The sequence below is a fragment of the Cohaesibacter sp. ES.047 genome (genome assembly GCF_900215505.1).
GTDB lineage: Bacteria > Pseudomonadota > Alphaproteobacteria > Rhizobiales > Cohaesibacteraceae > Cohaesibacter.
In genome coordinates, this window is sequence record NZ_LT907844.1 from 4,891,650 (window position 1) to 4,904,228 (window position 12,579).

At 56.6% G+C, this 12,579-nt stretch carries 13 protein-coding genes; 7 read left to right on the top strand and 6 right to left on the bottom strand.

What is annotated here, in order from left to right; translation table 11 throughout:
- Window positions 1-10: 10 nt before the first annotated feature.
- Together CPH65_RS22710 and CPH65_RS22715 are read right to left on the bottom strand one after the other, a co-directional pair.
- Window positions 11-685 (bottom strand): ChrR family anti-sigma-E factor, encoded by a 675-nt coding sequence (locus CPH65_RS22710; protein ID WP_096175976.1) that lies wholly within the window; start codon window positions 683-685, stop codon window positions 11-13.
- On the bottom strand, window positions 682-1,236 hold the full coding sequence (locus CPH65_RS22715; RefSeq protein WP_096175977.1) for a sigma-70 family RNA polymerase sigma factor: 555 nt from the start codon (window positions 1,234-1,236) through the stop codon (window positions 682-684). Before CPH65_RS22715 ends, CPH65_RS22710 begins: the two co-directional genes overlap by 4 nt.
- 210 nt (window positions 1,237-1,446) lie before the next feature.
- Here CPH65_RS22715 and CPH65_RS22720 point away from each other — a divergent pair, with 210 nt between their 5' ends.
- The 3 genes from CPH65_RS22720 to CPH65_RS22730 are packed head-to-tail and all read left to right on the top strand — an operon-like array spanning window position 1,447 to window position 4,936.
- Window positions 1,447-2,814: an NAD(P)/FAD-dependent oxidoreductase gene (locus tag CPH65_RS22720; protein ID WP_096175978.1), complete on the top strand. Its 1,368-nt coding sequence runs from the start codon at window positions 1,447-1,449 to the stop codon at window positions 2,812-2,814.
- Window positions 2,811-3,677: a DUF1365 domain-containing protein gene (locus tag CPH65_RS22725; protein WP_096175979.1), complete on the top strand. Its 867-nt coding sequence runs from the start codon at window positions 2,811-2,813 to the stop codon at window positions 3,675-3,677. The genes CPH65_RS22720 and CPH65_RS22725 overlap by 4 nt, the downstream gene beginning before the upstream one ends.
- Entirely contained in the window at window positions 3,674-4,936 is a 1,263-nt protein-coding gene (locus tag CPH65_RS22730) for a cyclopropane-fatty-acyl-phospholipid synthase family protein (protein ID WP_096175980.1), read from the top strand. The genes CPH65_RS22725 and CPH65_RS22730 overlap by 4 nt, the downstream gene beginning before the upstream one ends.
- Before the next feature lie 94 nt (window positions 4,937-5,030).
- On the opposite strand, the gene CPH65_RS22735 is transcribed toward CPH65_RS22730, so the two are convergent.
- The 3 genes from CPH65_RS22735 to CPH65_RS22745 all read right to left on the bottom strand — a co-directional run bounded on the left by CPH65_RS22735 (window position 5,031) and on the right by CPH65_RS22745 (window position 6,937).
- Complete coding sequence (locus tag CPH65_RS22735) at window positions 5,031-5,474, bottom strand: nuclear transport factor 2 family protein (RefSeq protein ID WP_197703905.1); 444 nt, start codon at window positions 5,472-5,474, stop codon at window positions 5,031-5,033.
- Window positions 5,471-6,229, bottom strand: coding sequence for an SDR family oxidoreductase (locus CPH65_RS22740; protein ID WP_197703906.1), 759 nt, complete (start codon window positions 6,227-6,229; stop codon window positions 5,471-5,473). The genes CPH65_RS22735 and CPH65_RS22740 overlap by 4 nt, the downstream gene beginning before the upstream one ends.
- A gap of 177 nt (window positions 6,230-6,406) precedes the next feature.
- Window positions 6,407-6,937: a CBS domain-containing protein gene (locus CPH65_RS22745; RefSeq protein WP_096175981.1), complete on the bottom strand. Its 531-nt coding sequence runs from the start codon at window positions 6,935-6,937 to the stop codon at window positions 6,407-6,409.
- Between the two features lie 235 nt (window positions 6,938-7,172).
- Here CPH65_RS22745 and CPH65_RS22750 point away from each other — a divergent pair, with 235 nt between their 5' ends.
- The gene (locus CPH65_RS22750) at window positions 7,173-7,922 is read left to right on the top strand and encodes an ABC transporter permease (RefSeq protein ID WP_096175982.1); all 750 of its coding nucleotides are present in this window, start codon (window positions 7,173-7,175) and stop codon (window positions 7,920-7,922) included.
- Here CPH65_RS22750 and CPH65_RS22755 read toward each other — a convergent pair.
- Window positions 7,909-8,790: a LysR family transcriptional regulator gene (locus tag CPH65_RS22755; protein WP_096175983.1), complete on the bottom strand. Its 882-nt coding sequence runs from the start codon at window positions 8,788-8,790 to the stop codon at window positions 7,909-7,911. The genes CPH65_RS22750 and CPH65_RS22755 overlap by 14 nt on opposite strands.
- A gap of 152 nt (window positions 8,791-8,942) precedes the next feature.
- On the opposite strand from CPH65_RS22755, the gene CPH65_RS22760 reads away from it, so the two are divergent.
- The 3 genes from CPH65_RS22760 (at window position 8,943) to CPH65_RS22770 (ending at window position 12,535) form a co-directional block, all read left to right on the top strand.
- Entirely contained in the window at window positions 8,943-10,442 is a 1,500-nt protein-coding gene (locus CPH65_RS22760; RefSeq protein WP_096175984.1) for a CoA-acylating methylmalonate-semialdehyde dehydrogenase, read from the top strand.
- A gap of 228 nt (window positions 10,443-10,670) precedes the next feature.
- Window positions 10,671-11,621 carry a carbohydrate kinase family protein gene (locus CPH65_RS22765; protein WP_096175985.1) on the top strand — a complete coding sequence of 317 codons (951 nt, stop codon included), beginning with the start codon at window positions 10,671-10,673 and terminating at the stop codon, window positions 11,619-11,621.
- Window positions 11,618-12,535 carry a pseudouridine-5'-phosphate glycosidase gene (locus tag CPH65_RS22770; protein ID WP_096175986.1) on the top strand — a complete coding sequence of 306 codons (918 nt, stop codon included), beginning with the start codon at window positions 11,618-11,620 and terminating at the stop codon, window positions 12,533-12,535. The genes CPH65_RS22765 and CPH65_RS22770 overlap by 4 nt, the downstream gene beginning before the upstream one ends.
- Window positions 12,536-12,579 lie beyond the last annotated feature (44 nt).

Consider the following 12,579-nt stretch of genomic DNA (forward strand, 5'->3'; position numbering starts at 1 on the left):
GCCGGCCCGATCAGATTCCGATGATCGGTTGCAACAGGCGCGTAATCACGCCCTTGAACTCTAGCGGCGCATCCGTCACAGCCAGACAGATGCATTCTTCATCGGTATCAGCAATGGGCTGGTGATGCACGTCATCATCGGCATCCTGAATATCGCCAACCCTGTATCGCCCCGTATCGTCAGAGAAGGAGCCCTTGAGCACAAGGGTCATTTCCGACCCGTGATGGCTGTGTTCGGGGGTCACAAAACCCGGCGACAGCTTAAGAAGGCGCACGGTTTCGCCTTCTGTGCCTTCGAGAGGCAGAACAAACTGCTTGATCCCGGGACCTGCAGTACGCCATCGGATGGCATCAAAATCATCCCCGATGACCGATGCCAACAAGGCCGGAACATGCACTTTCCCAGCGGTCTTGACCATAGACCGGTCCGCCGGAACCGACGCTTCAGTGTATTCCATGTCCGGATCATCGAGCGATCGCATCATGGTTGCGAACAGATCATCAGAGACCGCGCTCTCATCGCAGTCATCGAGCATGGCACCGCCGATGGCTTCCGCGTCCGCAAGCCGTGCCGCGCAATGGGGACAAATCTCAAGGTGACTGGCAACCACCAGCGCATGTCCCACGGACAGCGCACCTGCAGCATAGGCCAAAATCATTTCATCATTGAGGTGATGGTGAATCATGCTTCTACCTCAGCCAAAAGTTTCCTCAACCGTCCGAATGCAAGCCGCATCCGCGACTTCACGGTCCCCAAGGGCAGTTTCAAACGCTGGGCAATGTCGGCATGGGTTGCATCTTCGAAAAAGGCCATGTTGACGATTTCGGCCTGATTCGACGGCAAGAGCGTCAGAGCCTTGGAGACCCTGTCTGCCAGTTCATTGCGATACACATCGCGCGACTGCTCTTCCTCGGTAACCAGCTTTGACGCGAAATAGTCCTGATCCTTGAAGACAAAACTCTTCTCCGACCGCAAGCGATCGATTCGCTGATTTCGGGCGATTGTGAAGATCCAGGTCGATGCGGCAGCCTTGGCCGGATCATACAGATGGGCCTTGCGCCAGATTTGCGCAAAGGTCTCCTGCACCAGTTCTTCAGACATCTGCGGGTTGGTTCCCGCTTTCATGTAATAGCTCTTGAGCCTTGGTGCGAAGTGATCGAAAAGCTGTCTGAACGCCAATCGATCACGCTGATCGCCCAAGGAAACAAGAAGGGCGCTAAGCTGGCCAGCGGTCATATCCCCGCCTCCCCCTGATCTTTTGACGAGAGCTTGCACCAATGTCATAGTCAAATCTACCCGAAAAAGTGATTGTTACCTGTCCTACGATGGTGCGTCCCGTGCGGTTCACATCGATTTGCAAAAAAGCACTTCAACCCGATAATTTGCAACAACCGGTGATCTGAACCCCATATCAGGTCGAATAAAAGAAAAACATCGGAGATACAAATGCATATTGCAGTCATTGGATCTGGTATTGCAGGCCTTTCAGCGGCCTGGCTGCTCTCGAAATCCCATCAGGTCGACATCTATGAAAAAGATGATCGTTTGGGTGGTCACGCCAACAGCCAGCTGGTCGAAACCGACAGCGGGCCTTTGGATGTCGACACGGGGTTCATTGTCTACAACGAGCGGACCTATCCCAATCTCACCGCACTTTTCGACCATATCGGCCTTGAAACAGCTTCATCGGATATGTCGTTCGCCGCTTCCCTTGATGATGGTAGACAGGAATACAGCCCACAAGGGCTCAATAGCCTGTTTGCCAAGCCGAGCAACCTCGCCAATCCGCGATTTCTGAAGATGCTCTACGAGGTGCGGCGCTTCTACACAGAAGCCCAGCGTGATGTCATGGATCCAAATGTGGAGCGCATGACCCTTGGCGACTATCTGACGTCACGCAACTACTCAAAAACCTTCATCAAGGAGCATCTGGTGCCGATGGGTGCCGCCATCTGGTGCATCCCGTCCGAACAGATGCTGGCCTTTCCCTTCCTCGCTTTCATGCGCTTTTCGATCAACCACGGACTGGTGCAATTCCGTGATAGACCGCAATGGCGGTCCATCCCCGGCGGATCGCGCCGATACGTGGAAAAGCTCAAGGACGGCATATCCGGAGAGATCCATCTCAACCAGTCCGTCTCGGACATGGTTCGCCGCCCCGGCTCGGTGACCATCAAGACCCGTCAGGGCATCGAAGCCCGCTACGATCATGTGGTGCTCGCCTGCCATTCCGACCAGGCACTCCAAATCCTGACAGCGGGATCCAGCGACATATCCGAGGAAGAGCGAAATCTGCTCACGGCCATTCCCTATCAGCGCAACCTCGCGATTCTGCACAAGGATCCTGCCCTGATGCCCAAACGTCGCGCCGCATGGGCAAGCTGGAACTACATGCAGACCAGCGCTCCGACGAATGAGGAAAGCGGCAGCTCCCTTTGTGTGACCTACTGGATGAACCGTCTGCAAAATCTAGCGTGCAAGGACAATCTGTTCGTTACGCTCAACCCGACAAAAATGCCGGAAGAAGGCACCGTGCTGCGCTCGTGCCTTTACCACCATCCGGTCTTCTCCATTGAGGCGATGGAGGCCCAACGCCATCTGTGGGGATTGCAGGGCCACCGGCGTACATGGTTCTGCGGTGCCTATTTCGGCTATGGCTTCCATGAGGACGGCATTCAGGCCGGTCTCGCCGTTGCCGAACAGCTCGGCGGCGTCAGCCGCCCATGGAGCGTTGAAGCGCCTTCAGGCCGGATCATGCTGTCGCCGGATCAACCACGGATGGCGCCATACGCCAGCACGGTGGCTGCAGAATGACCCTATCTTCCCCAGCCCCTTTGAATCAGGCTCCTTTCGACCCGGACCCTTGCCTCTATGACGGCAAGGTGGTTCATGCGCGACAGGGCGAAGTCGAGCACCGCTTGAGCTACCGCGTTGGCGCACTTCTCCTACCGCTGTACAAAAAGCAACAGGCAGCCCGGATGAGCCGCTTCTTCTCGGTCAACCGCTTCAATCTCATGAGTTTTCACGAGTCCGACCACATGGATGAAGGCTTTGAAACTCTTGAAGACTTTGTGACCAACCGTCTTGAGCAGTCAGGCCAGTTTGGCCCCGGCGAACCTTTGCCCAGACGCATATCGATCCTGTGTTTTCCGCGCATGCTCGGCCATGCCTTCAACCCGATTTCGATCCTTTTTTGCTGCGATGACGCCAACCAGCCCGTGGCCATCCTTTATCAGGTCAGCAACACCTTCGGTGAGAGACATCACTATCTATATCGTCTTGATCAAGAGGACACAGAGACGGCCAAAGGCGAGAGCTTTCGTCACAGTGGAGAAAAGAATTTCTACGTTTCACCCTTTTTGGCCATGGATGGACGATATGATTTCTCAATACAACTTCCAGATGAAAAAGCGATCTACAGAATCACAATGTCGGGCAATCAGCCTTCGTCATTGACCGCCTCCTTTGCTGCGCAACGCTTGACACTGTCGAACACGAATTTACTCTGGTTGTTTGGGAAGCTGTGGCAAACGGGATGGAAAATCCTGGTCGCCATCCATCTTGAAGCCCTCCGCTTGTGGCTCAAAGGTGCCCCCTATCACAGGCGTCCGCCCCTGCCTTCCCGCTCGGTCTCGACCTTGTCGCGACCGCTTGATGGGAAAGGAACGCCAACATGACGATTCAAAACGAAAGATCGGACCAGGTGCACAGCCACACGGACCAGAGGGGCCACGGCGATCTGCCGACATGGCAATGCCGCCTCTGGTACAAGTTGTTGAGCCCGTTCTTGTCACATCTCAAAAGCGGTCGACTTGACATCACCGTGCCATCGGGCGGGCATCTCGTTTTTGGCGGCGACGACCAGAGCGGCCCCATAGCCAGAATGACGGTCCATCGCCACCGAGCCCTCTGGCGCATCCTTATGCGCGGACCGCTTGGCGTTGCCGAAAGTTATATGGACGGGGACTGGTCCTGCGAGGACCTCACCACCCTGTTCGACCTGTTCTTGAAAAATCCCGCCGTCTTCGATGCTTTGCGAACCCGCGGAAGCCTTGCCCATTGGGTTGCACGCCTCAAGCATCTCAGACGGGCCAATAGTGTGAAGGGAAGCCGCCGCAACATTGCCTATCACTATGACCTCGGCAATGATTTCTACAGCCTCTGGCTGGACCCGACGATGACCTACTCCTCGGCCTATCGCTATGGCGAAACGGACACGCTCGAAGAAGCCCAGATCCGCAAGCTGGACAAGGCTCTGGACCTCAGTGGCCTCAAGCAAGGCGATCATATGCTTGAGATCGGGTGCGGCTGGGGTGCCCTTGCCGAGCGGGCGGCGCTGCGCGGCATAGACCTTGATGGTCTTACCCTGTCAACAGAACAGCTTGAGTACGCCAACGAGCGTGCAAAGACCAAGGGGTTCGATGACAAGGCCCGCTTCCACCTGCGCGACTACCGCCATGAGACCGGGACCTATGATGCCATCATCTCCATCGAGATGATTGAGGCCGTTGGGGAAGAACATTGGCCGACCTATTTCAAGACCCTGTTCGAGAACCTGCGTCCCGGCGGCCGGGCGGTCCTGCAGGCGATCACAATTGATGAAGCCAACTATGAACGCTATCGCCGCAGCGCTGATTTCATCCAAACCTTCATTTTCCCCGGAGGAATGCTGCCTAGCGTGAAACTGTTGCATCATCAGGCCGAAAAGGCCGGGCTTGTAGCCACCCATGCAGAAGGCTTCGCTCTCGATTACGCCAGAACTCTGGCGACTTGGCGCGACCGCTTTCTCGCTCAATGGTCGGAAATCACCCAATTGGGCGATTATGACGAGCGTTTCCGGCGTATGTGGGAATATTACCTGAGCTACTGCGAGGCGGGATTCTCGAACGGCACAATCGATGTCGGCCATTATGTCTATGAGCGTCCGGCCAGCTAAAGGGAGCCATCTCAGCGCCCGAAGCTCGCAACACCCAAATAGGCCCTGAAGCGTATCCCCGAAACATGTTTACGGGGATACGCGAAGAAACACTCTAGACTTGGGCCTTTTTCCTGATCCAGCGAATAACAGCACCGATCACCGGCAACCTACCGAAGAAATGCCGCCCTGAATCCCAATAATCATAGTGGGCCGAGATGCGACCATCGCTGTCGAACTGCAACTCAGTAATCCCCCGCACGGTCCAATCACCGATATAGGCCACCGAGCAGGAGAAATCCCAACGCATCAGGCAGATCTCCCCTGACCACGCAAGATCGAGAATCTCGAACCGGGGATCCTTGACATCCTCGAACATCTTGGCAATCACGGCACGGTAATTGTCGCGTCCTCTGACATCGTTGAACGGATCGATGAAATGGATATCGTCGCTGAGGAGCGGCATAACCTCGCCGACCCGGTCGGGAGAAAGGTGTCCAAAATAATCTGCATAGCGCGTTGCCACGTCGCGCATGGCCTCTGATGCTTGCCTCATCATACCAACCTTCTCATCAGTCGGAAATAGAGCCCATAGGGCAGGAGGCGCAGGATCCTGAGTGAAATCGCCATGCGGAATGGAAAGGCGATTTCAAAGCCGCGGCCCTCAAGACCCTTGACGATCCGGCTGGCCGCCTCATCCGGGCTGATCAAAAACGGCATCTTGAAGGTGTTCTTCTCAGTCAAACCTGTGTCGACAAAACCGGGATTGATCAACCTCAGGCCAAGACCGTCCCGGTCAAACTCTGGACGCAAGGTTTCGCAAAGGCTGGCCAGCGCGGCCTTTGTCGGCCCGTATAGCGAAGCGAGCGGAAGGCCGCAGTAAGAGGTCAGCGAACTGATAATGGCAATGTCGCCCCTGCCTCTTTGTTTGAGGAACGGCACAAGACCCGAAATCACGCCCACCGCGCCCAGATAGTTGACCATCATATGCTTGCTCGCGGCGTCATGGCTCAAGGCATCAATCCCGCCGGGCTCATAGATTGCAGCACAATAAATCGTAAGATCCGGCAAGCCGTCCTGATCCTGCATAGTCTGAATTGCCGCCTGTGTGGCCGACGGATCGGTCACATCAAGGGGCATCGCCGAGATATGCTCAGAGGTCGCAGCCAGTTCATTGAGCGCTTCCTCGCTGCGCGCGCTTGCAAACACATCCATGCCGCGCTCGGCAAAACGGGAGCAAAGCTCCCTGCCTATCCCCGAACTGGCTCCGACAATCCAGACCCGTTTCCACTTTTCTTCAATTGATTCTGACATAAATACCGTCCTTTTTGGTTTTTTACGGACCAAAGGCACAGGTGGTTTACTGCAAAGTGCCAATCGGGCCGGACAAATTGCTGAATGAGGCGAAAAGGCGTGCAAAGCCCCCAACAAAAAAGAGCCCCGAAAAGGGGCTCAATTGATTGCTTGAACAGTTCTTCTGGAACACAGGCCTCAGCCGACCATCAACTGCTTGAGGCGGAGGGTTTCATATTCGACTTCCTGCACCCGGTGCATGACGATGTCGCGGATCGAGATTACCCCGACCAGCACCGGACCGTCCATGACCGGCATGTGGCGAAAATGACCATCCGTCATGATCTGCATGACATCAACAATCAGATCCTCGCCCTTGCAGGTCGCAGGATCCATGGTCATGTGCTGTTCGACGGAGCGCCCCATGGCCTCTTCGCCAACTTCGCAAACGGCAGCAACAATATCGCGCTCGGAGATCACGCCGACCAGACCAAGGTTGTGATCGACGACAGGCAAGTTGCCGACGCGTCGCGCGGCCAGTTCTGCTGTCGCCGCAGCAATGGTCATTGTGCGGGTGACTGTGAAAAGGTCGGCGCTCTTTCCCTTGAGAATGTCCCTGACCTTGGTTTCGGAATAGGTCTTCTCGAATGCCAAACGCGCATCTTGCGACGTGCTATTCTGCTGGGTTTCGTCGCTGGCACGCGGTCCCTGATAGGTTTTCGGTGTCATGGTCTCTCTCCTTCGAGCGGTCCCTGATTGTCCCTGATTGTCACTCGCCACCAATCAACGACTGTTCTTATTTATAAAAGCGTAGCAAAGGAAAAGGTTTCATGACAATCCCTCCTTAGCCTAGACGGGGGTCTGCTTTCTTCAGGATCCTATCGTCAATACAAGCTTGAAAAGACCTGAAAAACCGTGTCATCTGAGGGCATTATGAACTGGTGCGGCAACAGGGGCAAGCGGCATGAAGGATACGATCACGAACATTTCAGCGCTGCGTCTGTTGCTGATGGCAATTCCCACGCTACCAGTGCTCTTTATGCTCTACCGATGGAAACTGAACTTGGGCAAGAGTGTCTATGCAATCGGGCGGATGCTGGTGCAGCTCATCACGATCGGTTTCGTGCTCACCTACCTGTTTACAGCAGCGCATAGCTATCTGGTCTTGATGGTGATCGGCGTCATGATGCTGGCCGCAACATGGATCAGCCTTAATCCCCTGAAATCACCCTCAAAAATTCTCTATCTATACGCCTTTGCGGCTGTCTTCACCGCAGGATCGATTACGCTCGTCACGGTGACCGTTTTCGTTCTGCAGGCAGACCCGTGGTACCAACCACGCCTTATCATACCGCTGTCCGGCATGGTCTATGTGGTCAGCATGAATGCCATCAGCCTGTCCGCAGAGCGCTTGATATCCGAATTGGAAAAACAGGCATCATACGAAGACGCCCGAAAAGCGGCTGCAAATGCGGCGCTCATTCCTATCATCAACTCGCTACTGGCAGTTGGCCTTGTCTCGCTTCCGGGCATGATGACAGGACAGATCCTCTCCGGCGTCGATCCGCTGATCGCCGTTAGATATCAAATCGTTGTCATGCTCATGGGCTTCATCGGCAACGGTCTGTCGACCTTTATTTTCCTCTCTTTGTCTCGCAGCCATTTCGAGGGCAGAAAGCAACGAGACCCCATCCCCCCGATCAGCGGAAAATAGCCTTCTCCTCGTCCATCAGCTGGTAAATATAATCGGACACCGCCTTGATGCGACCGAGGTTGCGCGTGCTTTCGTGATAGATCGCCCAATAGGCTCTCTGGATGGCGTGATCGGGGAGCACCTCGACAAAATCCGGATCATTCTTGGCCAGATAGCCATGCAGGATACCAATCCCCAACCCAGCCCGCACGGCTTCCGTCTGACCAAGCGAGCTGGCACACTCAAACTGGCGCTGATGACCGCGCATCATTTCGTCCGAATAATGCAGCGACGGACTGTAGATCAGATCCTCCACAAGCCCGATCAGCCTGTGCTGGCCAAGATCGGCATGGGTCAAAGGCATCCCATGCTGCTCCAAATAGGCGCGGGACGCATAAAGCCCCAGCTTGTAGTCGACCAGCTTGCGCGCCACCAGCCGCCCGTTTTCCGGCCGATGCACCGTGATCACGATGTCCGCCTCGCGCCGATCAATGGAAAAGGTGCGCGGCACTGGCACGAGCTGAACCCGCAGGTCCGGATAGCGATCTAGAAGCGGGCCAAGGCGCGGCGCAAGATAGGCCACCCCAAAGCCGTCAGGCGCGCCTATGCGAACCACGCCTGCAACATCGACATTGGTCTCGCCAATGCTGGTGTGCGCTGCCAGCATCTCCGCTTCCATCCGCTCGGCAGCGAGCACAAACGCCTCACCCTCCGGCGTCAAGACGCAGCCTGTCGTGCGCCGGTCCATCAACTTGGCCTTGAGCGCATCCTCTAGCGCGCTCACCCGCCGCGCGACCGTGGCGTGATTGACCCCAAGCCGGTTGGCTGCCTGGAGGAATTGCCCTGCGCGCGCCACCGCCAGAAAGATCCTGACATCATCCCAGTTCATCAGTCGGCCCCTATATCAGCTCCACTACTATAATATTTGCACAACGGATGCGATTTATCGAGCATTGATATTTATAATTGCGCAAGCAAAATAGCAGCCAATCACAATCAAACAATTGACGTTGGATATTCGACGCAAGGGAGAAACACAGCATGCGGGAAATCGGCCATTTCATCAACGGCGAGATCGTGGCGGGCTCATCGGGCCGCTTCGCTGATGTCTACAATCCGGCAACCGGTGAAGTTCAGGCGCAGGTCGCCCTTGCCACCACCGCCGAACTTGATGCCGCAGTTGACGCCGCTGACAAGGCACAGCCAGCGTGGGCGGCGACCAATCCCCAGCGCCGCGCCCGTGTCATGATGCGCTTTGTCGATCTCATCAACCGCGACATGGACAAGCTGGCCGACGCCCTCTCCTCCGAGCATGGCAAGACCTTTGTCGACGCCAAGGGGGACGTCCAGCGCGGACTGGAAGTCATCGAATTCTGCATTGGAGCGCCCCATCTCTTGAAAGGGGAATATACAGACAGCGCCGGAACCGGCATCGACATGTATTCCATGCGTCAGGCTCTGGGCGTCGTTGCTGGCATCACGCCGTTCAACTTCCCGGCCATGATTCCTTTGTGGAAGCTCGGACCAGCGCTGGCTTGCGGCAACGCCATGATCCTCAAGCCTTCCGAACGGGATCCATCCGTGCCGCTGATGCTGGCCGAACTGCTCAAGGAAGCGGGCCTTCCCGACGGCATCCTGCAGGTCATCAACGGCGACAAAGAGAGCGTAGACGCCATTCTCGACAATGAGACCGTTCAGGCTGTCGGCTTTGTCGGCTCGACCCCGATCGCGCATTATATTTATTCCCGCGCCACGGCGAACGGCAAACGCTGCCAGTGCTTTGGTGGAGCCAAGAACCACATGATCATCATGCCCGATGCTGATATGGATCAGGCAGCGGACGCCCTTGTCGGCGCAGGCTATGGCGCGGCTGGTGAGCGCTGCATGGCCATCTCGGTCGCCGTGCCCGTTGGTGAGGCTACCGCAGACCGCCTGATCGAAAAGCTGGTCCCGCGCATCGAAAAACTCAAAGTCGGCCCCTACACCGCAGGCAAGGATGTTGATTATGGCCCGGTTGTCACCAAGGCCGCCAAGGAAAACATCCTGCGGCTGATTGAAACCGGTGTGGAGCAAGGCGCCAAACTCGTGGTCGATGGTCGTGATTTCCAGCTTCAGGGCTATGAAAACGGCTTCTTTGTCGGCCCGCACCTGTTCGACCATGTCACCACCGACATGGACATCTACAAAAAAGAGATTTTTGGCCCGGTCCTGTCCTGCGTGCGCGCCCAAACCTATGAGGACGCCCTTGGCTACGCCATGGACCATGAATATGGCAACGGCACAGCGATCTACACCCGCGACGGAGACACCGCCCGCAACTTTGCCAACCGGATCAACATCGGCATGGTGGGTATCAATGTGCCGATCCCGGTTCCCCTTGCCTATCACACCTTCGGCGGCTGGAAGAAATCCGGCTTCGGCGACCTCAATCAGCATGGCCCGGACGCCTTCCGCTTCTACACCCGCACGAAGACCGTCACGGCCCGCTGGCCTTCAGGCATCAAGGAAGGGGGCGAATTCAACTTCAAGGCCATGGACTGATCGGCCCATCCGGTTTTGGCAAATACCCAAATCTCAGAAATGAAGTCCCCACGACACTGAGATGGTGAGACACCGCTGCCTGCACACGGGCAGCGGTGTTTCTTCTTCACAAGTGTTAACCGTCAGCGGCGCGGTCCTTCGCTTTATGCTGGAAAAGCCACATTCCCGTCTGTATGGTCGCCTCCTGATCAACACCAGACGAGCGCACCAAACGCGCAAAGACAGCTCATGGCTCCTCCTTCCCAACCCGATATTCTTGTTTTTGGCGGCGCGCACGTCGACCGCATCGCTCGCTCCCATGCGCGACTGGAGCCCGGGCAATCAAACCCCGGCCATCTCAGCCGCTCCGTTGGCGGGGTTGCCGGCAATGTTGCGCGCGGACTTGCCCGGCTCGAATGGCAGGTGGCACTCAGCACCATCAGCGGTGCTGATGACGATGCCCATTTTCTGAAGCGCGAGCTGGCACGCGAAGGCATCAACACCGACCGGATCACAATCAATCCCGACAAGCCGAGCGCCAGCTACACCGCCATCGAGGATCGCAATGGATCACTCAATGCGGCAATTGCCGACATGGACATCTATGACAGCTTTCCTGCCGAACAAATCGCGGACTGTCTTGCCGGTCTTGAAAGACCGACCCTGATTCTCACCGACACCAATCTGTCTGCGGATGTGCTCGATCAGCTTGTCAAAGGCAAGGGCGAGCATACCCTAGCCATCAGCGCTGTTTCTGGTCCCAAAGCCAACCGCGCAGGTGAGTGCCTCTCTGCGCTTGACCTTCTGTTTTGCAACGAAGAGGAAGCAGCGATTTTGGCGCAGGAATTCGCCGATCCCGAAGCCTTGCCGGAAATCCTGATGGAAGAGGGCGTCAAGTCCGGCATCATCACCCGCGGCGATGCGGGCCTCACCGCATGGCAGGGTGACAAGGTGTGGAAGCTCCCGGCCCCGCCTGTCAAAGTCCGATCAACCAATGGCGCAGGCGATTGCCTCTGCGCCTGTGTCCTTCACGCCCGCTTGCTCGGCCGCTCTTTTGGAGAGTCTCTGGCCTATGGTATGGCGGGCGCAAACCTTGCCTTGATGAGCGAGCAATCTGTCCCTGACATGCTCAACAGACAAATGCTGGAAGCCTGCCTCGCAGAGATTCCGCAAGCTGACAAAGAAAGCCAAACCTCATGACCGCGTCCCCCAACATACTGCCCATTGTCTTCGGCTCAGAAGTTGACGCCGCCCGCAAGGAAGGCAAACCCATTGTCGCCCTTGAATCCACGATCATCACCCACGGCATGCCCTTCCCGGAAAATGTCGCCACGGCTCTGGAAGTAGAACAGATCATCCGTGATGAAGGCGCTTGCCCGGCAACCATCGCCATCCTCGACGGCACCATCCATGTCGGCCTGTCGCGTGAGGACATCGAGGCGCTTGCAGAGCGCGACGATATCATGAAGCTCTCCCGCGCCGACCTTGCCTATGCGCTGGTGGCTGGCAAAAGCGGCTCGACAACTGTCGCCGCAACTATGATCTGTGCAGCCCAAGCTGGTATAGCCACCTTTGCTACCGGCGGCATCGGCGGTGTACATCGCGGCGCAGAGGAAAGCTTTGACATATCCGCCGACCTGCAGGAGCTGGCCAAAACTCCCGTGATGGTGGTCTCGGCAGGCGTCAAGGCGCTGCTCGACATTGCCAAGACCCTGGAGGTGCTCGAAACACTCGGCGTACCGGTTGTTGGCTTCAAGACCGATGAATTCCCGGCCTTCTGGAGCCGGGAAAGCGGCCACACCTGTCCCTTGCGGATGGATGACGCCGATGAGATTGCAGCCCTTTACACCATGCGCAAGACCCTTGGTCTCGAAGGCGGCATGATCGTCGCCAATCCGGTCCCAGAAGCTGATGAAATCCCGCGAGCCGAAATGGAAACCGACATCATCGAAGCCATTTCTGAGGCCAACCGGCTCAACGTGACGGGCAAGGATGTCACCCCGTTCGTTCTGGACCGCATTAAGCATCTGACCGACGGAGACAGCCTGGTGACCAACATCGCCCTCGTGAAAAACAACGCCCGTCTGGCGGCCAAGATTGCAGCTGCGGTCTAGTCTGTCTCAAAGAACGGATCCCAAAACAAACAAGGCGGCGCGTC